General features: G+C 64.9%; 26 protein-coding genes. 14 read left to right on the forward strand and 12 right to left on the reverse strand.

What is annotated here, in order from left to right; genetic code table 11:
• Positions 1-21: 21 nt before the first annotated feature.
• Both minC and XH96_RS21875 read right to left on the reverse strand, forming a co-directional pair.
• The gene (gene minC / locus XH96_RS21870; RefSeq protein ID WP_194387613.1) at positions 22-720 is read right to left on the reverse strand and encodes a septum site-determining protein MinC; all 699 of its coding nucleotides are present in this window, start codon (positions 718-720) and stop codon (positions 22-24) included.
• Positions 721-1,002: 282 nt separating this feature from the next.
• Entirely contained in the window at positions 1,003-2,019 is a 1,017-nt protein-coding gene (locus XH96_RS21875) for an ABC transporter substrate-binding protein (protein ID WP_194387614.1), read from the reverse strand.
• A gap of 100 nt (positions 2,020-2,119) precedes the next feature.
• On the opposite strand from XH96_RS21875, the gene XH96_RS21880 reads away from it, so the two are divergent.
• From XH96_RS21880 to XH96_RS21905, 6 genes are all read left to right on the forward strand, one after another.
• A complete protein-coding gene (locus XH96_RS21880; protein WP_028180814.1) occupies positions 2,120-2,767 on the forward strand; it encodes a TetR/AcrR family transcriptional regulator in 648 nt (215 codons plus the stop codon).
• A gap of 83 nt (positions 2,768-2,850) precedes the next feature.
• Positions 2,851-3,621 (forward strand): ABC transporter permease, encoded by a 771-nt coding sequence (locus XH96_RS21885; RefSeq protein WP_061876625.1) that lies wholly within the window; start codon positions 2,851-2,853, stop codon positions 3,619-3,621.
• A 20-nt stretch (positions 3,622-3,641) separates the two neighbouring features.
• Positions 3,642-4,679 carry an NAD(P)-dependent oxidoreductase gene (locus XH96_RS21890; protein WP_194387615.1) on the forward strand — a complete coding sequence of 346 codons (1,038 nt, stop codon included), beginning with the start codon at positions 3,642-3,644 and terminating at the stop codon, positions 4,677-4,679.
• Positions 4,666-5,487: a GNAT family N-acetyltransferase gene (locus XH96_RS21895; protein WP_194387616.1), complete on the forward strand. Its 822-nt coding sequence runs from the start codon at positions 4,666-4,668 to the stop codon at positions 5,485-5,487. The genes XH96_RS21890 and XH96_RS21895 overlap by 14 nt, the downstream gene beginning before the upstream one ends.
• A gap of 6 nt (positions 5,488-5,493) precedes the next feature.
• The gene (locus XH96_RS21900) at positions 5,494-6,549 is read left to right on the forward strand and encodes a dihydrodipicolinate synthase family protein (protein ID WP_194387617.1); all 1,056 of its coding nucleotides are present in this window, start codon (positions 5,494-5,496) and stop codon (positions 6,547-6,549) included.
• A complete protein-coding gene (locus XH96_RS21905) occupies positions 6,537-7,319 on the forward strand; it encodes an ABC transporter ATP-binding protein (RefSeq protein WP_194387618.1) in 783 nt (260 codons plus the stop codon). Before XH96_RS21900 ends, XH96_RS21905 begins: the two co-directional genes overlap by 13 nt.
• A gap of 147 nt (positions 7,320-7,466) precedes the next feature.
• Here XH96_RS21905 and XH96_RS21910 read toward each other — a convergent pair whose 3' ends face one another.
• From XH96_RS21910 to XH96_RS21920, 3 genes are all read right to left on the reverse strand, one after another.
• Positions 7,467-8,558, reverse strand: coding sequence for a TRAP transporter substrate-binding protein (locus XH96_RS21910; protein ID WP_194387619.1), 1,092 nt, complete (start codon positions 8,556-8,558; stop codon positions 7,467-7,469).
• A gap of 123 nt (positions 8,559-8,681) precedes the next feature.
• On the reverse strand, positions 8,682-8,939 hold the full coding sequence (locus XH96_RS21915; protein WP_024338019.1) for a hypothetical protein: 258 nt from the start codon (positions 8,937-8,939) through the stop codon (positions 8,682-8,684).
• 65 nt (positions 8,940-9,004) lie between these two features.
• Entirely contained in the window at positions 9,005-10,024 is a 1,020-nt protein-coding gene (locus tag XH96_RS21920) for a DUF2778 domain-containing protein (RefSeq protein ID WP_194387620.1), read from the reverse strand.
• A 121-nt stretch (positions 10,025-10,145) separates the two neighbouring features.
• Here XH96_RS21920 and XH96_RS21925 point away from each other — a divergent pair, with 121 nt between their 5' ends.
• On the forward strand, positions 10,146-10,586 hold the full coding sequence (locus XH96_RS21925; RefSeq protein WP_194387621.1) for a DUF1810 domain-containing protein: 441 nt from the start codon (positions 10,146-10,148) through the stop codon (positions 10,584-10,586).
• A gap of 92 nt (positions 10,587-10,678) precedes the next feature.
• Entirely contained in the window at positions 10,679-12,760 is a 2,082-nt protein-coding gene (locus XH96_RS21930; RefSeq protein WP_194387622.1) for a methyl-accepting chemotaxis protein, read from the forward strand.
• 97 nt (positions 12,761-12,857) lie between these two features.
• Here the strand turns inward: XH96_RS21930 and XH96_RS21935 are convergent, their stop codons facing one another.
• Positions 12,858-13,448, reverse strand: a complete 591-nt coding sequence (locus tag XH96_RS21935; RefSeq protein WP_194387623.1) for an NADPH-dependent FMN reductase — start codon at positions 13,446-13,448, stop codon at positions 12,858-12,860.
• A 50-nt stretch (positions 13,449-13,498) separates the two neighbouring features.
• Positions 13,499-14,446 carry a helix-turn-helix domain-containing protein gene (locus XH96_RS21940; RefSeq protein ID WP_194387624.1) on the reverse strand — a complete coding sequence of 316 codons (948 nt, stop codon included), beginning with the start codon at positions 14,444-14,446 and terminating at the stop codon, positions 13,499-13,501.
• Positions 14,447-14,746: 300 nt separating this feature from the next.
• Between XH96_RS21940 and XH96_RS21945 the strand changes: the two genes are divergently transcribed.
• From XH96_RS21945 to XH96_RS21955, 3 genes are read left to right on the forward strand one after another with little or no spacing between them, the layout of a single operon-like run.
• Positions 14,747-15,856 carry a DUF2336 domain-containing protein gene (locus XH96_RS21945; RefSeq protein ID WP_194387625.1) on the forward strand — a complete coding sequence of 370 codons (1,110 nt, stop codon included), beginning with the start codon at positions 14,747-14,749 and terminating at the stop codon, positions 15,854-15,856.
• Entirely contained in the window at positions 15,853-16,182 is a 330-nt protein-coding gene (locus XH96_RS21950; RefSeq protein WP_194387626.1) for a PilZ domain-containing protein, read from the forward strand. The genes XH96_RS21945 and XH96_RS21950 overlap by 4 nt, the downstream gene beginning before the upstream one ends.
• Before the next feature lie 58 nt (positions 16,183-16,240).
• Positions 16,241-17,362, forward strand: a complete 1,122-nt coding sequence (locus tag XH96_RS21955) for an HD-GYP domain-containing protein (protein ID WP_194387627.1) — start codon at positions 16,241-16,243, stop codon at positions 17,360-17,362.
• Between the two features lie 362 nt (positions 17,363-17,724).
• On the opposite strand, the gene XH96_RS21960 is transcribed toward XH96_RS21955, so the two are convergent.
• Entirely contained in the window at positions 17,725-18,402 is a 678-nt protein-coding gene (locus XH96_RS21960) for a nitroreductase (protein ID WP_194387628.1), read from the reverse strand.
• 108 nt (positions 18,403-18,510) lie between these two features.
• Between XH96_RS21960 and XH96_RS21965 the strand changes: the two genes are divergently transcribed.
• The gene (locus XH96_RS21965) at positions 18,511-19,473 is read left to right on the forward strand and encodes an alpha/beta hydrolase (RefSeq protein WP_194387629.1); all 963 of its coding nucleotides are present in this window, start codon (positions 18,511-18,513) and stop codon (positions 19,471-19,473) included.
• 7 nt (positions 19,474-19,480) lie between these two features.
• Here the strand turns inward: XH96_RS21965 and XH96_RS21970 are convergent, their stop codons facing one another.
• Positions 19,481-19,945 carry a cupin domain-containing protein gene (locus tag XH96_RS21970; RefSeq protein ID WP_194387630.1) on the reverse strand — a complete coding sequence of 155 codons (465 nt, stop codon included), beginning with the start codon at positions 19,943-19,945 and terminating at the stop codon, positions 19,481-19,483.
• 201 nt (positions 19,946-20,146) lie between these two features.
• Between XH96_RS21970 and XH96_RS21975 the strand changes: the two genes are divergently transcribed.
• A complete protein-coding gene (locus XH96_RS21975) occupies positions 20,147-20,395 on the forward strand; it encodes a hypothetical protein (protein WP_194387631.1) in 249 nt (82 codons plus the stop codon).
• Positions 20,396-20,647: 252 nt separating this feature from the next.
• On the forward strand, positions 20,648-21,739 hold the full coding sequence (locus tag XH96_RS21980) for a type II asparaginase (protein ID WP_210337756.1): 1,092 nt from the start codon (positions 20,648-20,650) through the stop codon (positions 21,737-21,739).
• A 90-nt stretch (positions 21,740-21,829) separates the two neighbouring features.
• Here the strand turns inward: XH96_RS21980 and XH96_RS21985 are convergent, their stop codons facing one another.
• From XH96_RS21985 to XH96_RS21995, 3 genes are all read right to left on the reverse strand, one after another.
• Positions 21,830-23,452: an ABC-F family ATP-binding cassette domain-containing protein gene (locus XH96_RS21985; RefSeq protein WP_194387632.1), complete on the reverse strand. Its 1,623-nt coding sequence runs from the start codon at positions 23,450-23,452 to the stop codon at positions 21,830-21,832.
• Between the two features lie 181 nt (positions 23,453-23,633).
• On the reverse strand, positions 23,634-23,987 hold the full coding sequence (locus XH96_RS21990; RefSeq protein ID WP_194387633.1) for a hypothetical protein: 354 nt from the start codon (positions 23,985-23,987) through the stop codon (positions 23,634-23,636).
• 77 nt (positions 23,988-24,064) lie between these two features.
• A complete protein-coding gene (locus tag XH96_RS21995; protein ID WP_194387634.1) occupies positions 24,065-24,319 on the reverse strand; it encodes a hypothetical protein in 255 nt (84 codons plus the stop codon).
• Positions 24,320-24,330 lie beyond the last annotated feature (11 nt).

Genomic DNA, 24,330 nt, shown 5'->3' on the forward strand with positions numbered 1-24,330 from the left:
CTGAAATGTCTCCTTTGCTGGTCAGTTCAGTGCTGTGATTCGCATGGTATTCCCCTGCAGCCAGGCCTGCGCCGGCTTGCCGCGCAAGGCCTCGTCGATGTCGTCGGCAGTCTGATAAAACCCATCGATTGCAAGCAATTCGGCTTCGATCTTCTGACAATAGATGCGCGCGCTGGTGTGACCGTTCACGCCTGCCATGGCGCGGCCGCGCAGCGCGCCGTAGACGTGGATGGAGCCGCCGGCAACGACCTCGGCGCCGGAGCCGACCGAGCCGAGAATGGTGACGTCGCCCTCCGGGAAGATCACGGTCTGGCCCGAGCGCACGGGGTTTTCGAGGAGCAACGAGGTCGGCTTGGGCTCGGCCTTCACCTCGGCCTTCTTCGGCGCGCTCGGCTCGACCACGCAGCTGCGCCCGCCCGACAAGAGCGGCGGCATGATGGGGGTCAGCCGGCCCTCCTCCACCCCTTCGATGCCGAGGACGCGAATGTTGCGGTCCTGAAGGCTGGTGAGCAGATGGCCGATGCCGGCCTGGCTGAGATCGACCGAGGACAGATCGATCACCACGGGCCGGCCGGCAAAGAAGCCCGGCGATCGCGCGATGGTGGCGTCGATCTCATGCAGCCAGTCCTGGACCGGAACCGTCGGCGTGAATACGAACGCCACATAGGAGCGCCCGCGCAGGCGCACCATTTGACGTTGGACTTTTGCTGCAGCCTCCATAGCGGCCGACTCGTTCCCTGTTATTGAATGGTTAACGATGCGGCGGATATGGTTAACGGCCGGTTAATTCTCCATGGAGTTACGTAGGCTGGGGGCTCGGGCTAGCTGGCGAGATGGGCGGGGCACGTTGGGCGGATGTTCTCGCCCAGCATAACGCTGTCATCGCCCGCGAAGGCGGGCGATCCAGTACTCCGAGACGGTTGTGGGTCAGTCGAAAGGCCGCGGCGTACTGGATGCCCCGGTCACGCCGGGGCATGACACCGCGCGTGGGGCAGGCGCCCCCTACTTCTTCACCTTGCTCGCATCCATCTTGATGCCGGGATCCAGCATCTTGGTCGTGAACGCCGTGGTCACGTCGAACGGCTTCTCCATGCCGAGATAGGTCTGGACCAGCTCGTAGTCCTTCTTCATCCGCTCGCCGTCGATCCAGCCGAGACCCTTGGTGGTCGTGAACTCATCCGTCATCAGGAATTTGATGCGCTCCCACTGGCGCTCCTGGTTGGCCCGGTCGAGCCCCGAGACCTGCTCGAGCAGCGCGTTCAGGCACGGAGCCACGTCGGCGACGCAGGCCGCAAAGGCTTTCTGCGTGACGCGCACGAAATCTTCGACGACCTTCGGGTTCTTCTGCAGATAAGCGCCGTTGACGATCAGGGAATTGCCGTAGGGGTTGAGCCCGATGTCCTTCCAGTTGACGTAGCCGAGATCGGGACCGAACTCGATGACCTTCAGGTCGTGCTCGTTGTAGAAGTCGCTGATGATATCGACGGTGTGGCTCTTCAGTGCAGCGATCTTGGCGGTCGGTCCGACATTGACGAAGCCGACGGAATCGGGCGCAAGCCCCGCCGCCTTGGCGAAGGCCGGCCACATCACGCGTGAGGCATCGCCGGGCGGGTTGCCGATCTTGTGCCCGGCGAAATCCTTCACGCCGTTCACGCCGTAGCTCTTCAGCCAATAGAAAGTCTGGCCGGTATTGGCATAGACGCTCATCACCGCAACCGTGTCGGCGCCCTTGCTCTTGGCCACCAGCATGGTGGCGAGATCGGCGACGCCGAAGGGCGAGCCGCCGGAGCCAACCTTGGCCGCGGAGACGCCGGAGCCCTTGCCGGTCTCGATGGTGAGGTCGATGCCCGCCTTCTCGTACCAGCCCTGCGCCTTGGCGTAATAATACGGCGAGTGGTCGGCCGTCGGCGTCCAGTTCAGGATCAGATTGACGGCCTCCCCCGCATGCGCGGGCATCGCCGTCGCACCGAGCGCCAGAGCCAACACCAGGGCCGAGCCCGCCGCCTGCAAACGCTTCATCGCATCTCTCCTCGTTGCCGCGACCCGGCTTGTCGCTCTCCCCTTGTGAGGATACCAATGCAACAAGCCCGCCCTCCACTTGTCAACTGTTTGGTTGGAAATGCCCGCAAAACGATCTGGCGACACCGTGCCGCAGCGCCGCGACCCCGTCGCCACCCGCAGGAAGCTCCTGACCGCGGCGCGCCAGGAATTCGCCCGGCACGGCTTTGCGGGCGCCCGCGTCGACGAGATCGCCGAGCGCGCCGGCGTCAACAAGCAGCTCGTCTACCACTATTTCGGCGACAAGGACGCGCTCTACCTTGCCGTGCTCGAATGGGTCTATGAGGACATCCGCGAGCAGGAGCGCAGGCTCAATCTCGAAGGCCTGCCGCCGGAGAAGGCGATCCGCAAGCTGATCGAGGCATCGTTCGATCACCTGGCAGCAAACCCTGATTTCATCGTGCTTCTGAACGACGAGAACCGCGGCGGCGCCCGTCATGTCCGCGGCTCGACCCGGCTGGAGGCGATGCACTCGCCGCTCGTCAAAAGCGTCTCCCACATCCTCAACGAGGGGGTGCGATCTGGCGTATTCCGCAAGGGGATCGATCCCGTCCAGCTCTACATCTCCATTGCGGGCCTCAGCTATTTCTTCTTCTCCAACACGCCGACGCTGTCGGCGATCTTCGGCAAAGACCTGTCGAGCCGGGCCCAGCGGCGCGCCCGCCGCCGGCACGTCGCCGACCTCGTGCTCCAGTCGCTCCGACCCTAATCAACCAACTGGTTGAAACTTCCCTCGAGTCCGGCTAGGCTCGCGAACCGCGGCAGGTGGCTGTCGGCAACAGGGAGCAGGCGGTGGCAGGAGACGGGGCACGCACCTCGCGCAGCTTTGCGATCATCCTGATCGTGCACCTCGCCGTGCTCGTGCTGTGGCAGGTCGCGGTCGACGCCTTCCAGGTCCCGAAATTCATCCTGCCCTCCCCGCTTGCGACAATCCAGACGTTGGGGACCACAGGCTATGCCTGGGGCGCCAACACGCTGGTGACGGCGGTCGAGATCCTCGGCGGCTTCGCGCTCGGCGCCTTCGTCGGCGTCGCGCTCGCCGTGATCTTCAGCTGGGCGCCGCTGCTCAGCCTCGTGCTGCTGCCGCTGTTCGTCACGCTGAACATGATTCCGAAAGTGGCGCTTGGCCCGCTCTTCATCGTCTGGTTCTCCTATGGCATCGTGCCGAACATCCTGATCGCCTTCAGCATCTGCTTCTTCCCGATCCTGCTCACCACCGCGCGCGGCCTGCGCGAGGTCGAGCCGGACCTGCTCGATCTCGTCAAATCGCTGCGCGGCTCGCGCTGGACTCTGTTCCGCAAGATCCAGCTGCCGGGATCGCTGCCCTACATCTTCTCCGGGATGAAGGTCGGCGCCATCCTCGCGGTCGCCGGTGCCATCGTCGGCGAGTTCATCGCCTCCGAGCGCGGGCTCGGCTACCTCATGATCCAGGTGCAGTCCTCGCTCGACACGCCCGCGATGGTGATGGCGGTCGTGCTGCTGACGCTGCTTGGTGTCGCTCTCTACGGCCTGGTCCTCGCCCTCGAACGCATGTTCGTGGTCGGCGATGCCAGGCAGACCTGAAGACCAAGGACGACGAATCCATGCTGCTCACCCGCCAGACGCTGCCGAAGACCATCCCTGACATCGCTGCGCTCGACGATCTCCTGTGCCGGCCGAGCCAGGCCCTGATCGACGACCTGAAGAAGGTCGAGGGCGACATCATGATCCTCGGCGTCGCCGGCAAGATGGGCCCGACCCTGGCAGGCCTTGCGAAGGCCGCCGCGCCGGATCGCCGTGTCATCGGCGTCGCCCGCTTCAGCGAAGCCGGCGTGAAGGACTGGCTGCACGCGCGCGGGATCGAAACGATCAACTGCGACCTGATGGACGAGAAGGCGATTGCAGCGCTGCCCAAGGCGCCGAACATCGTCTTCATGGCCGGCCGCAAGTTCGGCGCCGAGGGCGATCTGTCGCTGACCTGGGCGATGAACGCGCATGTCCCGGCGCTGGTCGCGCAGGCTTTCCCCTCCTCGCGCATCGTGGCGTTCTCGACCGGCTGCATCTATCCGTTCGTGCCCGTCGACGGCAAAGGCTCGAGCGAGGACATGGCGCCGAACCCGCCCGGCGAATACGCCCAGTCCTGCGTCGGCCGCGAGCGCATGTTCGAATATTTTTCGCACAAGTTCGGCACGCCGGGGCGCCTTTTCCGCCTCAACTACGCGATCGACATGCGCTATGGCGTGCTGCACGACATCGCGACGAAAGTGCTGACGGGCACGCCGATCGACGTCAGCCTCGGCCATGTCAACTTCATCTGGCAGGGCGATGCGTCCTCCCAGGCGCTGCGCTGCCTGGCGCATTGCACGACGCCGACCTCGCCGATCAACGTCAGCGGCCACGAGATCCTCGCGGTACGCGATCTCGCGGCAAAGTTCGGCGCAAGGTTCGGCCGCGCGCCGGTGCTAACGGGCAAGGAAGAGCCGACGGCGTGGCTGACCGACACGTCGAAGGCGGTCGAACTGTTCGGCCTGCCCGTCGTTGATACCGAGCAACTGATCGCCTGGACGGCGGACTGGGTCTCGCGCGCCATGCCGAGCCTCGGCAAGCCCACCAAATACGAGGTGCGCGATGGACGCTATTGACGGCCCGGCCGTCATCAAGCTCAGCGAGCAGGATGCGATCGCCGGGCTGGCGCTTTCGACGGAAGCGCACTGGAACCAGACCGAAGAGGACTGGCGCATCTTCCTGCGCGACGGAGTCGTGTTCGGCATCCGCGATGGCGCGCGACTGGTCGCAACCGCGGCCCTGTTGCCCTATTCCGGCAACAATGCGTGGATCAGCATGGTCCTGGTGACGGAAAGCCATCGCCGACGCGGTCTTGCCACGCGGCTTGTCGATGCCTGCCTCGAGGCGGCGCGCAAGGACGGGCTGACGTGCTGGCTCGATGCGACGCCCGACGGCGCCCGGGTCTATGGCCCGCTCGGCTTCACCCCGACCTCACAATTGCGCCGGCTGAAGCTGGTGAAATCCAGGTCCGTGTCCGGGCAAGCGCCGTCAACCGCAACGCTCGACGCGCTTTGCGATCGGGACCGGCGCGCGACCGGCCTCGACCGCACTGCCCTTCTCTCGGCGTTCGCACAGCGACCCGGCTCGCGCATCGTCACCGCGAACGGCGCCATCGCACTGGTGCGGGACGGGCGAGCCGCACGCCATATCGGCCCGTTGTTCGCCGATCACACCACAGCCGCGCTGGCCCTGGTTGGCGCGATTGCAGCATCGGAGACCAGCCCGCTCCTGATCGACGCCGTCGCATCGCAAAGCCAGTTCCTGGACGGGTTGACCGCGTCCGGCTGGACCATCGAACGCCCCTTCCAGCGGATGCGTCTCGGCCGCGCCACCGCCATGGCCGAGGAAATGCCATTTGCCGTCGCCGGCCCCGAATTCGGATAGGACATCATGCACCACAGCCAGATCAACAGCGACGTCCGCAAGCTGATCGCCGACGGCACCGTGCTGCCGGCGCATCCGCTCGCGCTCACCGCCGAGCGACAGCTCGACAAGACGCATCAGCGTGCGCTGACGCGCTACTACATCGACGCCGGCTCGGGCGGCCTTGCCGTCGGTGTGCACACCACGCAATTCGCGATCCGCGACGTCGGCCTCTACCGCCCCGTGCTCGAGCTCGCCGCAGAGACCGCAGCACACTGGACCAGGCGTCCGCTGGCGATGGTCGCAGGCCTTGCCGGCCCGACCAGCCAGGCGATCACCGAGGCCCGCACAGCACGCGACATCGGCTATCACGCCGGCCTGCTCAGCCTCGCCGCGATGAAGAACGCCTCCGAAGACGAGATCATCGCGCATTGCACCGCCGTGGCCGCCGAGATTCCGCTTGTTGGCTTCTACCTTCAGCCCGCCGTCGGCGGCGTCGTCCTGTCGAGCCGGTTCTGGCAGCGCTTCGCCTCGATCGACAACGTCATTGCGATCAAGATCGCACCGTTCAACCGCTACCGTACCCTCGATGTTCTGCGCGGCGTCGCAGCCGCCGGCGCGCTCGACCGCGTCGCGCTCTACACCGGCAATGACGACCACATCCTGCTCGACCTGATGCTGCCGTTCGATCTCCGCGACAAGGGCGTCACCACGCGCACCTATTTCAAGGGCGGCCTGCTCGGCCATTGGTCGGTCTGGACCGCGAGCGCCATCCAGCAGTTCGAACGCTGCAAGGCGGCGCGGCACAAGGACAGCGTGCCCGCCGACCTGCTCGCGCTCGATGCCCGCGTCACCGATTGCAACAGCGCGTTCTTCGACGTCGCCAACAATTTCCACGGCTGCATCGCCGGCTGCCACGAGGTCTTGCGGCGCCAGGGCCTGATGAAAGGTCTGTGGTGCCTCGATCCAAACGAGGATCTCAGCCCCGGCCAGAAGGAGGAGATCGACCGCGTCTGCCGCGAGCACGCCGACCTCAGCGACGATGCTTTCGTCGCCGCGAACCTGAACAAATGGCTGGCATGAGCCCAGAGCCCTTCATCAGCCTGCAAGGCGTCCGAAAGGTCTATCGCAGCGGCGGCGCCGAGTTTCTGGCGGTGTCCGACGTCACCATGGACGTGCAGGAAGGTGAACTCGTCTCGCTGGTCGGCCCGTCCGGCTGCGGCAAGACGACGGTGATGAAGATCCTGGCCGGCCTGCATGGCGCCGACGGCGGCACCGTGCGGATAGGCAATGCCAGGAGCCCGTTCGATCCGACCCGCGACATCGGCATGGTGTTCCAGCAGGCCCTGCTGCTGAAATGGCGGACCATCCTGGACAACGTGCTGCTGCCGGCCGAGATCGTCGGCCTGCCGATGAAGGCCGCCCGCGAGCGGGCGCGCGACCTGCTCAACCTCGTCGGGCTCTCCGGCTACGAGCAGAAATATCCGCAGCAGCTGTCCGGCGGCATGCAGCAGCGCACGGCGATCGCGCGCGCCTTCATCCACGATCCGAAACTGATCCTGATGGACGAGCCATTCGGCGCACTGGATGCGCTGACGCGCGAGCAGATGAATCTGGAGATGCTGCGGATCTGGCGCGAGAGCGGCAAGACCATCATCTTCGTCACACATTCGATCCAGGAAGCCGTCTTCCTGTCCTCGCATTGCGCCGTGCTGACGGCGGGCCCGGCGAAGATGGCCGACTATTTCGCGATCGACCTGCCCTTCCCGCGCGACCTTCCGCTGAAGACGACGGACGCATTCGGCGCCTATGCAAGGCGGATCTATGCGAAGCTGGGGCTGGGCGCAGCGTAAGTCGCCGCACAAATATTCTCGTAGGGTGGGCAAAGCGGAGCGTGCCCACCAATGCAAGTGAAGCACGTGAGGGTGGGCACGGCGCAAGTGCGCCTGTGCCCACCCTACCGGAGCGCGGCGCAATCGCAGCACCGCACTCCCTTCACGTCAACTCTTGTTGCGCATCTTGCTGAGCAGATAGTTGTCGTAGAAGTTCTCCGCGATCTGCGTATAGAAGAGCAGCTCCTTCATATACGCGTCGTGGCTCTCCTTGGTCCGCTTGAACAGGTCGCTCTTGACGGCGAGCTCGTTCAGATGGTCCTGGGTCGCGTTGTAGCAGGCCTCCAGCACCGGCTGCGGGAACGCCTTCAGCTCCGTGCCGCTCGCGATCAACCGCTTCAGCGCGGCCGGGTTCACGCTGTCGTATTTCTCGAGCATCCAGGCGCCGGCCGCCGCGCCCGCCTGGTTGACGATCGCCTGGTATTGCTTGGGCAGCGAATTCCACTTCTCGTCATTGACGATCATGTGCAGCATGGCGCCGCCTTCCCACCAGCCGGGGAAGTAGTAATATTTGGCGACCTTGTAGAAGCCGAGCTTCTCGTCGTCATAGGGACCGACGAACTCGACCGCGTCGATCGTGCCCTTCTCCAGCGCCGGATAGATATCGCCGCCGGCGATCTGCTGCGGGACAACCCCGAGCTTTGCCAGCACGTGGCCGCCCATGCCGGCGATGCGGAATTTGAGACCCTTGAGATCGTCGACGGTCTTGATCTCCTTGCGGAACCAGCCACCCATCTGGGTGCCGGAATTGCCGCACAGGATGGCGTGCGCCTTGAAGGGTTTGAGCGCCTCGTTGGTGAGGTCGGCGCCGCCACCGAAGTGCCACCACGACTCCTGATGGCGATGGTTCATGCCGAACGGCGCACCGGTGGCATAGGCCAGCGCCGGCTCCTTGCCGATGTAGAAATAGAGCGGCGTCTGAGCCATCTCCACCGATGCGGTGCTGACGGCATCGAGCGCCTGGAGGCCGGGCACGAGTTCGCCCGCCGAGAAGGTCTGGATCTGGAATTTGTTGTCGGTGGCCTCAGCGACGTATTTCGCGAAGGTCTGCGCCGTGCCGTAGATGGTGTCGAGCGATCTCGGAAAGCTCGAGGTCAGGCGCCATTTGATCTCGGGCGCGCTCTGCGCGATCGCGGGCGCAGCAACCAGCGTCGTCGCGCCGGCAACCGCGCCGCCCTGGATGAATGTACGGCGTTTCATGATGTGGACTCTCCCTGGAAGTAGCTTTCGAACATATGGGCTTTGTGACGACGGTCTTCGCGGACCGTTTGCCCGTTCCTATAGCGGAGTTCAAGTTGCGAGGAGAAGGCCCGTACGGAGCTCTCAGAGCAGCTTGGCGCTGACGAACAGCGCGCGCACGGCGTTGGTCGCCTGCACCGCCAGCATAGCGTTACCGGCGGCGCCTTCCAGGGCTGCGACTGCGTCCTCGTGCAGGGAGCGAAATTCCATCCACTCGACCGACTTGAAGTTGGTGAGGAATTGATAGGCCTGACCGACGGTCGCGATCGCCAACGTGTCACCGTTCAGCTTGATCTTGAACGTCGTGCGCAGCGGGGTTTCGGAACTTGATGGATCACTCATGGGCTGCTTCTGGGCGAGGACGGCTTAACGAAGAGGAAACGGCAGCCCCGCCGTCGCAGGCAAGGTCAGGAATTGGTGCTCGCGCGCTGCGAAGCGGTCGCCGTCCCGCGCAGGCTCGGCACCACGACCAGGCGGTTGAACTCGCCATTGTCGTAGGCCTTCAGGAAACGGTCATAGTCCTTGATCGAGACGCAACCGTTGGAATCGCCGCGCGGCCCGAGCAGGTAGTTGTGCGTGAGCAGACCGACGCGGCCAAGCGCACTGGTGCCCTCAGTCGGCGTCATGCGCAGCGCCCGGACGCCGTGGAACAACTTTTCGCGCGGCTTGAGGTCGTAGGTCGCCGGCGGCGTCGCGCCGACCATCCGCCGGTCGACGTGGTCGGGGTCGTCCATCAGCGCGCCCAGGCCGGAATGGGCCTCCAGCGCCACCCCGCTCGGCAGATAGACCGCCTTAGCCGAGATGTCGTAGACCGCGGTTCGCGAGTCGTAGCCGAGGGAAGCGAGATCGGGCGCCTTTGTCAGCAGCCCGCTATCCGGCGTCAACGAAGCCAGCTTGATCTTGTCAGTGAATCTTTCGAAGAAGTTGCGGTTGTCGGCCCTGGAACCGGTATCGGCATAGGCCTGGCTGGAGGCGATCTGGGCGGCCAGATCTGCCTGGACCGGACGCGAGCGCGGGATCGGGATGGCATCGGCACGCTGCGAGGGCCTCGCCTCTTCGGCTGCAGACTGTTCGTCATCGGACAGCATCGAGCGCCAGTCGTCGCCTTGAAGCTTCTGGGCGAGCATCGCCTTGGCATCTCGCAGCTTGAGCTGGACCGCATTCACGGCGGAGCGCTCGAGCGCCCGCAGGCCGAACTCGCGGGCCGGCGGGCTGCCGGCAGCCGACGCGAAACGGTCCTCGAACGAAGGAGCATTGGCCGGCGGCAACGCAGCGGAGACCAGCGGGGTCGAATCGCCAATATCGGAAACCCACGCGGCGACGCCAAGCGCCAGCGCGACCGCTGCCACAGACAGTAGAATCGTCTCGGCCCGCCCGACACGGCGGCGCGACAACTGCCTCTCGGCGTTTGCTGCGTCGGAAACCATCAGATCCCCAAAATCGACCCCCGGGGGTGCCCACCCCCACCCGGAGACTCTATACCAGCTACCACATTGGGAGCCAAAAGTTAGGCATAATCGCGGCCGGCAAACCTCCCAAAGGTATCCAATGACCGATCTCTTCGATCTCAACCGCTTTGTCCGGGCCCAGGACCCGGTCTATCGCGACGTCCAGGCCGAGCTGGCCCGGGGTCGAAAGCAGACTCACTGGATGTGGTTCATCTTCCCGCAGGTCGCAGGCCTCGGCTTCAGCGCCATGTCGCAGCGCTACGCCATCGGGTCCCGCGCGGAGGCGGAGGCCTATCTCGCCCATCCCGTCCTCGGGGCGCGCCTGATCGAATGCACGAGGCTCGTGCTCGCCGTCGAGGGCCGGACCATCAACGCGATCCTGGGCGCACCGGACGACGCCAAATTCCGCTCGTCAATGACTCTGTTCGGCGCGGTGTCCGACGAACCCGTCTTTGATCAGGCGATTGCCCGTTATTTTGCAGGTGAACGCGACGGCGCCACGCTTGAGATCCTGTCGAGGCTCGACCGCGCATCCGGCTGAATTGGCCGCCGGGGGCGTAACCCGAGATTAACACGGGCTATCTATCGTCTGTGCAAATTTAACTCTCGTCGCACGCCATTGCCGGACAGATCATGAAAATCGGTACGCTCCTGACCAGCGCCATTGTCTCGCTCTCGACCGTAGGCGGCGGCCTCGCCGTCTACGTCGCCGTGACCAAGTACCAGACCATGGAGCGGATCGGCGAAGCCGAGGGGCGGCTGGCGATTGTCCGCGCCGCCAGCGACATCCCGCGTTACCTCAATCCCGAGCGGGGCTTCTCCACCAACATCCTCTACGGCCCCGCCACTGTCGACCCCGCCCAGCTTGCCGAGCAGGACAGGCTGCGCAAGGCGACCGATGGCGCCCGCGACAGGATGAACGCGCTGCGCAAGGAGTTGCCCGGCTCGTTCGACGACGGCAACGCCATTGGCGGCAACATCGACGCCATCAACTCGAAGTTCACCGGACTACGCGAGGCGATCGACAAGGCCATCGCGGGGCCTGCAGACGCGCGCAAGGACGCGGCCCGCAAAGTCGTCGCCGACAATGCCGTGCTCAACGCCGATGTCACCGCGCTGCTGAACGAGCAGGTTCGCCGCATGGCGATTCTCAATGGCGATGCCTACCGCCAGGCCAATTACGCCAACATCGCCATGACCCTGCGCGACATCGGCGGCCTCAATGCAAGCGTGCACAAGAACCTCGTCGGCGGCAAGAAGGTCGCAACCGACGCCGAGAAGGCCGACGTCGCCCGCATGCAGGGCCGCAGCGACCAGATCGTGATGTCGCTGATGGAATTGCGCGGCCATCCGGCGACACCCGCCAATGTCGGCGCCGCACTGGAGACGATGAATTCGCGCTACGTCGAGGAATTCGGCCGCGAGCTCAAGCTGGTCAAGGACGGTGCCGTCAGCGGCAAGTATGAGCACGACGTCGACACCTACTACGCGGCGTCGCAAAAGGGTCTCGGCTCCATCATTCGCGTTCGCGATGCGCTCTATGACAACGCCGAGCATATCCTCGCCGGCGCTTCCTCTGCCGCGCGCACCAGCTTCATCATCGCGCTCGTCGGCCTCCTCGCCGTGCTGATGGCCAGCGCCGGCCTGATCGTGATGGTCCGCCGCCGCGTCTGCGCCCCGATCGTCGGCCTGACGAGCCGAATGTCGCGCCTGGCCGACGGCGACGTGGCCGGCGAGATCCCAGGCGCCGAGCGCTCCGATGAGATCGGCGCGATGGCCGCGGCGGTTCAGGTCTTCAAGGACAACATGATCCGGGCAGACCGGCTCGCCGCCGAAAAGCAGGCTGAGAACGACGGCAAGATGCGGCGCGCGCAGGCGCTCGACAGCCTCACGCGCGCCTTCGAGGCCAAGGTCACCGAGCTCGTCGGCGGACTGTCCCAGGCTTCGGCGACCATGGAAAGCACCGCGCAGTCGATGACCTCGACGGCGGCGCAGACCAACAGCCAGGCCGCGGTCGTCGCCGCCGCCTCCGAACAGACTTCGAGCAACGTGCAGACCGTCGCCAGCGCCACCGAAGAGCTGACCTCCTCGATCGCGGAGATTGGCCGTCAGGTCGCCCAAAGCACCGAGATCGCCGCCCGTGCCGTCGACAACGCGCGCCGCACCGGCGACACCGCCCGCGCGCTCGCCGAGGGCGCCCAGAAGATCGGTGACGTCGTCACGCTGATCCAGAGCATCGCCGAACAGACCAACCTGCTCGCGCTGAACGCGACCATCGAGGCCGCCCGCGCCGGCGATGCCGGCCGCGGCTTCGCCGTGGTCGCTTCCGAAGTGAAGTCGCTGGCCGGCCAGACCGCCAAGGCCACCACCGAGATCTCCGAGCAGATCACGGCGATCCAGACCGCAAGTGACGAGACAGTGGCCGCGATCCGCAACGTCGCCGACGTCATCGGCGAGATCGACCAGATCGGCACCGCGATTGCCGCTGCGATCGAGGAGCAGGGCTCGGCCACCAAGGAGATCGCCCGCAGCGTCCAGGAGGCCGCCCGCGGCACCCAGGAGGTCAACAGCAACATCTCCGGCGTGCAGCGCGCCGCCGACGACACGGGAGCTGCCGCGAGGGAGGTGCTGGGCGCCGCCGAGCAGCTCTCGAGCCAGTCGCGCGATCTCGCCGGACAGTTCGACCGCTTCCTCGGCGAGGTCAGGGCCGCTTAAGGCGTGATCGGGAAGAGCGCGCAGCGGTTTTCCGAAAAGCTCATGCTGAAACAACAACCTAAAGCGCAATGACGGTTCATCCCGGTCGCATCGCGCTTTAGTAAGGCGGCGCCTTCCGCGCCCGCTGCGCTTTCGCCGCCTCGATCCACCACAGGAGATCATCGGCAAAGCGGGGGAACGAGCGCTCCAGCGCCTTGCCGCCCTCGCCGATCGGTTCGGCGTCCGCGGACAATGTCTGCGCGATCGGGCCGACGCCGATGGTGCTCGACACCACCACCATCCCCATCTCCGACAGCGTGCCGTGCCAGGCCGTCGCCGCGCGCGCACCGGACAGTCGGCCGGCCGAATAGCTCACGATCGCGGCAGGTCGCCAGAACCACTCTTCCAGGAAGTGGTCGGTGAGATTCTTCAGGCCGGGCTGGATGCCCCAATTGTATTCGCCGGTGACGAAGACGAAGCCGTCGGCGCCACGGATCTGCCCGGCCAGCTTCTCCAGCGCCTCGGGCGCCGCACCCTTGGGATATTCCTTGTACATGCGGTCCAGCATCGGCAGGCCGATTGCCTTGGCGTCGATGAATTCGACCTCCTCACCGCGGCCGCGCAGCCGATCGACGACGAAATTCGCAAGGCGGATGCCCATGCGGTCGGAACGGTAGGAACCGTAGAGAACGAGAATGCGATTGCTCATGGGCGGACGGTAGCACGAAACCGGCATGCGTCCCTACTCGATTTGTCGGACTATCGTCCGCGACCGCGGCCCAGCGTCTGCGACGGCGACTCGCCGAACTGGACGCGGTAGCTTCTGGAGAAATCGCTGAGATGCCAGAAGCCAAACGCCAGCGCGACCGCCTTGACGCTATCGGCGCCGGCGAGCAGCTGCCGCCGCACCAGCCACAGCCGGCGCAGGCGCAAATAGCGGTGCAGGCTCATGCCCCGATAGCGGCGGACGACGTCGTGCATGGTGCGAACGGACAGCCCGAGCTTGCGCGCGACCTCATCGCTGTAGATCGGCTGCGACAAATCCTCGGTCAGCAGTGCGCGGATATCCTGAAACATCCTGAAATTCCGCTCGTCGTTGGGGCCGAGGGTCCAGCGGGCCGAGACGACGCTTTCGAAGGCCTCGTCGACGGCTCCGAGCAGGGACTCCTTCATCGCCGCGCCCTTCAACGAAAGCTCCGGCGCCTCGGCCGGGTCGGACGCCGCGGCCAGCACCTCACGAACCACGGTGCGCAGCCGGAACAAGCCGGCCGCCGAGACTTCAAAAATCTTGAAGCTCGAGAGCGTCGCCGGCCAGCCTCGGTCCCGCACCTCCGGCCTGAAAACCACCGAGGCGATTTGTCGCTGCACCTCCTCAACGGTGGTGTAGGCGGCGCCGCCGCTGCCAACGACCACGACCGGTCGGGTGCGCTGCGAGCCATTGAAGCGAACGGGCACGTCGAGGTCGTCCATCGTTAAGCCGATCGCCGTGCAGTTCTCGATCAGCTGCGCATCGACCATTCGCGGAAACGTCCGCGTCATATTCACGTCGCAGCCGGGCAACGACAGGATTGTCTGCTCAGCCGAAATCCTCCGTACGAAAGGCGTGAACTCGAAATTCAGCCCGCGTATCGCACTTCGAAATTCGTCGACGTCTGAAAAGCGAAAAGTGTTGAGTGCCAGTCTCGGCACATCGTCAATGCTGTTCATGAAAATATGAAACGCAACGTGGCGTAGACGTGCGTCCGGCCGCGACGCCGGTTCGTTTCCCCCTTCGGTTTTCCGCTACCTAGAAAGGATCAATCTTAACGTGTCCTGACAAATTGGCGAGGAGCCAGTTGAAAGAACAACCAGGCACGTCTGTCACTCGCCGAATTTCGATAGCGTTTCCCGCACGGTGATGGTGCCAGACTACCTGACCTTCGATAACTAAAATTCAAAATTAACGACTTTGAGGCGCAATAGCTCTCGTTTGATCGTCAAAGTTATTTCGAATTTCAGGCCCCTGCCATGACGGCAAATTCGCCTGCTGATGTTCTGGTCGAATTGGAGGACGCGGTCGCAACGTGTCCGCTGGACCGCTGCGCACGCATTCTTTCCGGCATCATGCAGCTGCTCACCAGCAGCCGCGACCGGCCTCAGGAATTGCTCGCCAATGTGGTCGACGGCGTTCTGCTGCGGCTGACGGAGCGGGTTGAGGCCAGTGCGCTGATCGAGCTCAGCACGGCAGTCGCCGAGCTCGCGGTGGCTCCGCAGAAGACCGTGCAGCGTCTCGCCTCGCACCACGATCCGAAGGTGGCGTGCCCCGTCTTGCTGAGATCGCGGTCACTGTCCACGGCCGATCTCAAGCGGATCGCGGCCTCGAGCGGCGAACGGCAGCAACGCGCGATCGCAGCCCGCGCACCGATCGATCCGCCGGTGATCGAGACGCTGATCGAAGGTGGCTTCCGCAGCGTCTGCATTGCGCTGATCGCCAATACGGAGGCACGATTCTCTGACGCCGCCTACGCCGCGCTGGTCGGGAAGTGCCTGACGGATGATGAGCTCACGAAGGCGCTGGCACTCAGGCCGGACACGCCAGACGCGATCATGCGGAAGTTGCTGTCGGCCTCACCGGCCCCGACATCCGGCACAGGGCCGAAGGCGACCGTCTCGCTTCAAGCGGTACCGGCCGCGCCGATCGTCCCCAAGCTGCCCTGCGCGGCCGCCTATGCCAGCGCACGGCCGGAGATCGTCGCGCTCAACCGCATCGGCAAACTCAACGATTCCACGGTGAACCGCTTCGCCATCCGCGGCGAGACCGCCAACCTCGTCACGGCCCTGTCGGTGCTTTCCGGGGCTCCCATCGAAATCGTCGAGCATGTCATGACCGACGACGATTGCGAGGGTCTCGTGATGGCCTGCCGTGCCTCGCGGCTGAACTGGCAGACCACGTTGGCTATCTTGGGCAATCGCTGCGGCAGAAGGCTTTCCTTCGCCGAGCGCGAACGCGCGCAGCACATTTTCGAGACACTGCTTCTGTCCACCAGCCAGTGGACGGTGCGTTGGGGGGAAATTGCCGCGAACGCCACGGAGAGCAGTCGGGAACATCGTGGCGCAAAGATGGGGATTAGCCGATGAAATTCGACGGTCGCAAAGCCTCTCGCGTAAAAATGGACCACAGGCAGCCGGTCAATCTCATGGGATCTGACGGCACCTGGCGACGCCGTTGCGTATTGCTGGATGTGTCGCAAAGCGGCGCCAAGATCGAGGTCGAGGGCACGCTCGACGTGCTCCAGGCCAAGGAGTTCTTCATGCTGCTGTCGTCGACCGGCCTCGCCTACCGGCGCTGCGAACTGGTCTGGATCGACGGCACCACGGCTGGGGTCCACTTCGTTACGGCTGACGGCAAGAAGAAGCCTGCAGGCGTACCAGCGCCTGCGCAGGCCGCGGCTCAGGGCAAATAGATTCGAGCATCCCACCTGGTGTTTGACATTCACACAGTCGAAGAGTGCAGGTCAGATCGTGCAGCACGCGCCAACAAGATCCCGCTCGGTCGATGGTGAGGGCGGCATCCGTCAGACGCGAACGGATCGCCCCTTCCTGCACGTGCTGGCGGACACGTCCGACAAGCTTTCGGGCGTCTGCTCGATCCTCGAAGAGAAATTCACCATTGCCGGCGAGCGGCTCGATGCCGATTCCAGGCTGTCGCAGACGCCGGCCGCCATCGTCATCCGCGCGGAGCTGCGCGACGTCGACAACATCGCCGCGATCAAGAAGCGGGCCAGCAAGCTGGCGAAGGCCAGGAAGCGCATCTTCCTGCTCGAGCACGCCTCCCACGTTTGCATCTCGCAAGCCTACGCGCTCGGGGCGACGCTGGTCCTTCCCGGCACAGTCAGCCGGACCAGGCTGCTGGCGGCGCTGGCCGATCCGGCCGACGGTCCATCCGCTTCGTCAGGCGACACGTCGCAACCGGACAACGCCGTCGAGACCGCGGCGACCGCGATTGCATCGATGTTCACGGCTGTGACCCTCGGCCAACCGCTCGACGTCGACGGCACCAAGGAAGCCGGTCGCCAGATTGCCGAGCGTATCACCCAGCATGGCCTGACGGAGTGGCTCATGACGGTGCGGCGCCACCACGAAGGAACCTATCAGCATTGCCTGCTCGTGACCGGTGTTGCCATCGACTTCGGACTAAGCCTCGGCGTCGGCAGGACCGACCTGGAACGTCTCTACTCGGCTGCCATGTTCCACGACATCGGCAAGGCACAGATACCGCTCGCCATCCTCGACAAGCCGGGCCGACTCGATGCCGCCGAACGCGCGCTGATCGAAACGCATCCGGCCGCCGGCTACGAGTTTCTCAAGGGGCATGACGGGATCTCGCCGGAGATACTCGATGCCGTCCGCCATCATCACGAATACCTCGACGGGAGCGGTTATCCCGACGCGCTCTGCGCCGAGAGCATTGGCGATATCGTGCGAATTCTGACGATCTCGGACATTTTCGCGGCGCTGATCGAGCACCGGCACTACAAGCCGACCATGCCGCGCGCGGAGGCCTACAATATCCTGTGTGGGATGAGCGGGAAACTGGAGAAGGCGCTGGTCCACTCATTCAAGCAGGTCGCGCTCACGCGGTGAGCGCGGCAGACCGTTCTCGAACGCAGCCTAATGAGTAGCGCGATGGCTGGCGCGGCGCGGGATGGATCGGCAGGCCAGCCCCTCGGCCAGCAACTTCATGTCCTCGTGCCGGCCGCTGCGTATCAGCCGGCCGAACTCTTCGGGTGTGAAAGGAAGACTTGGATCGTCATCGATCTTGTGCCGGGGTCGCGGACCGAAGAACCGTCGAACCAGGCTAGCCAGCCGCCGCATGTCAATTCCCTCGCGCCAGCAACAAACCTCTCAGTCCGCATATTGTTCCTCCTGCACCTTCGAGATTGCAAGAGGCCGCTTGGGACTCCGCACCAAAAATTTCCACCAGAGAATAATCTCCTCCGGCCGTACTAGTCGGCAAAACCCACGTAACGCACGAACTCGTCGTTGTGCTCGCGGTCCGAGCGAACCGCGTTCGCGGCAAAGCTGTCGTCGGGATAGCCCATCGCGACGCAGGTCATGATGACCTCGTCCTCCGGAATCCCGGCAACCTCGCGCACGATGTCGGAACGCATGATGCCCTGTCCGTTGATCACGGAGCCGAGGCCGCGGTCCCATGCCGCGAGCACGATGCCGTAGCAGAGCGCGCCGAGATCGAAATGGCAGACCGCGCCGGGATCGAGCACGCGGTCGTAGGTCAGGACCAGCGAGACCGGCGCGTCGAACTGGCGGAAACCACGCAACACCCAGTCCTGCCGCATCGGCTTGTCGTCGCGCGCGATTCCCATCGCGCCGAACAGCTTCTTGGCGATGTCGACCTGCCGCATGCGGTGCACACCCTGGTACTCGCCATGGCTGACGATGTCGCGCTGGACCTTGGCGCCGCCGACCATCTCCTCCATGTTGCGGCGGCGCACCTCTTCAAGCGGCGCGCCGGTGAGCACATGGACGTGCCAGGGCTGGGTGTTCATCGACGACGGCGCACGCTTGGCGCTGTCGATGATCGCCTCGATCACCGCGCGCGGCACGGGCTCGTTCCTGAAGCCGCGCACGCTGCGGCGCGACTGGACCAGCGTTTCGAATTCCACTCTTGAACCTCCCTGCCCGTTCGTCCGGCGTTGCGGCGCCGGTTGCCGACGCCGCGCGCAAAATCTATGCTGGCCCGCAAGCAAGACCAAGAATCCCGGAGGACCCTCATGGCCGCGTCGCTCGATCCCGTCATCGCCCAGATCATTCCGCTCATGCCGATGCGCGATCCCGCCACGATGACGCCACAGAGCGCCCGCGATTCCTTGCGCGCACTGGCTGCCTCGCGCGCGGCCATACCGCCTCCGCCCGTCGATACCGTGCAGGACATCAAGGTGAAAGGCGGCGCCGGGCCGCTCGATGCACGCGTCTATCGGGTCGGCCCTACGCCGGCACCGACCGTGGTGTTCTTTCACGGCGGCGGCTGGGTCGCGGGCGACCTCGAGACCCACGACCGGCAGGCGCGCAATCTCGCGATCGAGACCGGCGCGGTGGTCGTCTCCGTCGACTATCGCCGCCCGCCCGAGACGCGCTTTCCCGGCGCCTTCGAGGACGCCTTCGCCGCAGTCGGAGATGTCTTCAACCGCGTCGCGGAATTTGGCGGCGATGCAAAGCGCCTCGGCGTTGCCGGCGACAGCGCCGGCGGCAATCTCGCAGCCACCACCGCGATCGCCTGCCGCGATGCCGGCATCAAGCTCGCCGCGCAAATGCTGGTTTATCCCGTGACCGACGTTCTCGGCAGCTACGCGGACGCGCGCGAGAACGCGCGCTATCCCTCACGCACGGAGAACGCGGACGGCTACTTCCTCACGCGTGCCACGATGGAATGGTTTTGCGGCCACTATCTTGCCGATCCCGCTCACGCGACCGACTGGCGTGCCTCGCCGCTGCGCGCCGCATCGCTTGCCGGGTTGGCACCTGCGATCGTGACCACGGCCTGGTTCGATCCCCTGCGCGACGAGGGTGCGGCTTACGCGCGGGCGCTCGAGGCGGCCGGAGTCCGCGTCAAGCACCACGAGGGCCCCGGCCTGATCCACGGCTATTTCGGCATGGGCGACGCCTCGGACGTCGCACGCGCCGAAGCGCAGCGCGCGCGGGCCGACTTCAAGGCGTTGCTCGCGCGAGGCGCCTGAGGAGGTGCTAGCCGCGCGATGCCCGTTGCGCGCCGGTATGCCCCCAGGTCTCGTCCCAGTCCTGACCGGCGGCGTCGACGACGCGGCCATCGGCTTCGAAGAACTTGTTCGGCACCTGGAAGATCGCCAGGATCAAAGCGCCGTCCGGACACCAGGCGGCGTGGCGGCTGCCCGCCTCGCGCCAGATGAATTCGCCGGCCTTGCATGCGATGCCCTCGGCCGGGCCCTCCTTGTCGACGAGCGCGCCTTCGATCACCCAGCTCTGCTCGATGCCGACATGCTCGTGGTCGGGCAGCACCGATCCCGGCGCAAAGCGCATCAAGGCGGTCATCAGGCCCGTGCGGCGATCGAACAGCAGCGTCTTGGCCTCGCACCCCGGAAAGCGGGTCTTCTGCCAGTCCATGTCCTGGGGCCGAACCAGGTGGGAATGCCGATCGGCCAATCGTTCGCCCTTCGGGATCTTGGCGTCCATGACGATGCTCCATCCAGCTAAGCTGATCGAAGCTAGCAGGATCGCCCGCCGGGGTCAGCGAGCAGTGCAACAAGGATGGACGGCCGCCGACCGCGCCCGAAAAATCGGTACGTCGACCGGACGACGTCCGCTCATCCTGCTTGATTGCGCCATGATTCCCGGCTCCAATCTCCCGGCCATTTCTGGTTTCAGGAGACACCCATGATGAAGCGGATTTTCCTTGCAGCGATTGTTGCCGCCTTTGCAGCGGGCTCGGCATTCGCACAAGAGACCTGCGAGAGCAAAGCGATCGGCAAGGACGGCAAGCCCCTGGCGGGCGCCGCCAAGACCTCGTTCCTGAAGAAGTGCAAGGCGGATGCCTGCGCACCCAAGGCGGTCGGCTCCGACGGCAAGCCGCTTGCCGGCGCCGCCAAGAACAGCTTCATGAAGAAGTGCGAGACCGGCGCGTAAGCGCGCAGTCCATTCCCGGCTTTTCAGCAAGCCATCACAAATGAAATGCCGTCATGGCCGGGCAGAAGCGCGTCTTCGCGCAAGATGTCCCGGCCATTTGCTTTTTGTGCCTCCCCCCGCCAGTTTCCGACACGCGCCGAGCGCGTAAAGCAAACTCGCCGCGACCCTGGACAGAACGCATCGGCTGACAGATGATGCAGCGCTGAGCGAACCGGGTCGCATCGACGAGGCTTCCAGCAAAGGATGGGCGAGATGTTGCAGTTCCGCGTGCGTGATCACATGATGGCGACGATGAGCGTGCTCTTCGCGCTGCTCATGACCGTAGACGTCGCCGACGCAAGAGGCCCTGGCCTGCCCAACGTCATGGTTCTCGCAACCGGCGGCACGATCGCCGGCAGCGGGGCGAGCAGCACCACCGTCATCGGCTATACCGCCGCCACGGTGGGCATCGAGACCCTCTTGAACGCCGTCCCCGAGCTGAAAACGGTGGCCAACGTCAAGGGCGAGCAGGTCTTCCAGATCGCCAGCGAGAATATGAACAATGATTATTGGCTGAAGCTCGCCAAGCGGGTCAATACGCTGCTCGCGCAGGACGACGTGGACGGGATCGTGATCACGCACGGGACCGACACGATCGAGGAAACCAGCTATTTCCTGAATCTGGTCGTCAAGAGCAAGAAGCCTGTGGTCGTCGTCGGTGCGATGCGGCCATCGACCGCGATCAGCGCGGACGGCCCGATCAACCTCTTCAATGCGGTGATCCTCGCAGGCAGTGAAGAAGCCGTCGGCAAGGGCGTGCTCGTCGCCCTCAACGATCAGATCAACGCCGCGCGCGACGTCACCAAGAACAACACGTCCACCGCGGACACCTTTCGCACGCCTGAGCTCGGCTTTCTCGGCTACATGCAGGGCAACAAGCCATATTTCTATCGCCAATCGACCCGCCGGCACACGGCGGATTCGGAATTTGACGTGTCCAACCTCGATGTCCTGCCGCAGGTCGACATCGTCTACGGCTACGCCAACATGAACCGGGTCGCGATCGACGCCTTCGTCGCCGCCGGTGCCAAGGGGATCGTGCATGCCGGCGTGGGTGACGGCAGCCTGGCCCGCCCGGCGGTCGAGCCGGCGCTCGACGAAGCCCGCAAGAAAGGAGTCGTGATCGTTCGCAGCAGCCGTGTCGGCAACGGCATCGTCGCGCGGAACGGCGAGGCCAAGGACGATGAGCACGACTTCGTCGTCTCGGATACGCTCAATCCCCAGAAGGCGCGCATTTTGCTGATGCTGGCGTTGACCAAGACGACCGACACCAAGGACATTCAGCGGATGTTCTACGCCTATTAGAGCCTACTCGCGCTTGAAACGATAATCGAATTGCGGCGCCGGACGGCTTGATCAGGCCAACCGTCGGCGCCGGAAAATGGATCGGCGGGATCAGCTCCGCAGCCCCGGAGCCTCCTGCCCCGTGCGCGCGACATATTCCGTGTAGCCGCCGCCGTACTGATGAATCCCCTCCGGCGTCAGCTCCAGCACGCGGTTCGACAGGACGCTGAGGAAGTGGCGATCGTGCGAGACGAACAGCATGGTACCCTCGAAGTCCGACAGCGCCGCGATCAGCATCTCCTTGGTGGCGAGGTCGAGATGGTTGGTCGGCTCGTCCAGCACCAAAAAGTTCGGCGGATCGAACAGCATCTTGGCCATCACGAGGCGCGCCTTCTCGCCGCCCGAGAGGACGCGGCAGCGCTTCTCGACATCGTCGCCGGAGAAGCCGAAGCAGCCGGCGAGCGCGCGCAACGAGCCCTGCCCGGCGGTCGGAAATGCATATTCGAGTGACTCAAACACCGTCTGCTCGCCGTCGAGCAGGTCCATCGCGTGCTGGGCGAAGTAGCCCATCTTGACGCTGCCCCCGAGCGCCACCGTGCCCTGGTCCGGCTCGCTGGCGCCAGCGACCAGCTTGAGCAGCGTCGACTTGCCGGCGCCGTTGACGCCCATCACGCACCAGCGCTCCCTGCGGCGGATCATGAAGTCGAGCCCGTCATAGATGCGCTTTGAGCCATAGCCCTTGTGCACGTTCTTGAGCGCCACGACGTCCTCGCCCGAGCGCGGCGCCGGCAAAAAGTCGAACGCCACGCTCTGGCGACGGCGCGGCGGCTCGACCCGTTCGATCTTGTCGAGCTTCTTCACCCGGCTCTGCACCTGTGCTGCATGCGAGGCGCGCGCCTTGAAGCGCTCGATGAACTTGATCTCCTTGGCGAGCATCGCCTGCTGGCGCTCGAACTGGGCCTGCTGCTGCTTCTCGTTCTGCGCCCGCTGCTGCTCGTAGAACTCGTAATTGCCGGTGTAGGTGGTGAGCGAGCCGCTGTCGATCTCGATCACCTTGGAGATGACGCGGTTGATGAACTCGCGGTCATGCGAGGTCATCAGCAGCGTGCCTTCGTAATCGTGCAGGAATTTTTCCAGCCAGATCAGGCTTTCGAGATCGAGATGGTTGCTCGGCTCGTCGAGCAGCATCACGTCGGGACGCATCAGGAGAATACGGGCCAGCGCCACGCGCATCTTCCAGCCGCCCGAGAGTTTTCCGACGTCGCCGTCCATCATCTCCTGGCTGAAGCCGAGGCCGGACAGCGCTTCGCGCGCACGGCCATCGAGTGCATAGCCGTCCAGCTCCTCGAAACGATGCTGCACCTCGCCGTAGCGCGCAATGATCTCGTCCATCTGATCGGCCTTTTCAGGGTCGGCCATTGCGGCCTCGAGCTCGCGCAGCTCGGCCGCAACCTCGCTGACGGGGCCCGCGCCATCCATCACCTCGGCCACCGCGCTGCGGCCGCTCATCTCCCCGACGTCCTGGTTGAAATAGCCGATGGTGATGCCGCGATCGGTTGAGACCTGCCCCTCGTCGGGCAGCTCTTCGCCGGCGATCATCCGGAACAATGTGGTCTTGCCGGCGCCGTTTGGCCCGACGAGGCCGATCTTCTCGCCCTTGTTCAGGGCGGCGGAGGCTTCGATGAACAGGATCTGGTGGCCGGCTTGCTTGCTGACGTTGTCGAGGCGGATCATGAGGTCTTTATGGGGGATTTTTGCGTTGCAGCGTCATAGGCCATACGGGCTTCCAGGGGAAGCCCGGGACCAGCGCACCACCCGGGCCGCAAATCCGTCGTTCAAACCGCAGCTTTCGGGATTATAGCCCCCCGATGACCCACCTTTTGGTGGTCGAGCCGCCGCCCGGTCTTGACGATCGTCACTTCTTGAGGATGCCCGTATTGGTATTTCCGAGCTGCTGGATGGCAGCGTTTGCGGCGGGCGTGTTGTAGGTCGGTCGAGATCCACCGCCTTCCTGATCAGAAGGGGTAGCACCGGGTATTGCGCCCGTCGTTCTCCGGTTTTTTGCATTGAGCGTGTTGGGGCCTGGCGAGCCGCCAGTTCCGCTGAGCGTCGTCCCGTTCGACAGCGTCGAGCCACCCGCGCCGCTCGAACCAGCCGCGCTCGCGCCGCCGCCGGATGAAGAACCGCCTGAAGAGCCTCCCGAGCTTTGCGCCATGGAGACCGAAATGGTGCCCAGAAGAATGGTCACGACCGCCGCAAGAAGCCGCATTTGTCCTCTCCCTCGATCTGCCAGCCAGCTCCGAAACCGCTGGGGTCCCCGTGATGACGTCGCGTAGCGCGCAGCTCCTATCGACGGCGAGCGATCCATGCCCCGGCCAGAAAAGCAACAAGCAAGGACACTAAAGGCGCCTTCACTGTCACCTCGCGCATCTGGTCGGCCCATCGCTTCACCGAATCCGACGAGGGCGAGTGGAGCTGCGGGCTGAAAGCGCCTCTTTGCTCTCCGGAACCCGACCGCGGGCTTGAAGCCTGCTGTATGCCGCCCTGATCGTCCGTCAGCCCGGAGGCTTCCGTCATCGCCGCGGCTTCCTTCATGTCCATGAGCGCGCTCC

Origin of the sequence: Bradyrhizobium sp. CCBAU 51765, assembly GCF_015291725.1 — a bacterium.
Taxonomy (GTDB): Bacteria; Pseudomonadota; Alphaproteobacteria; order Rhizobiales; family Xanthobacteraceae; genus Bradyrhizobium; species Bradyrhizobium liaoningense.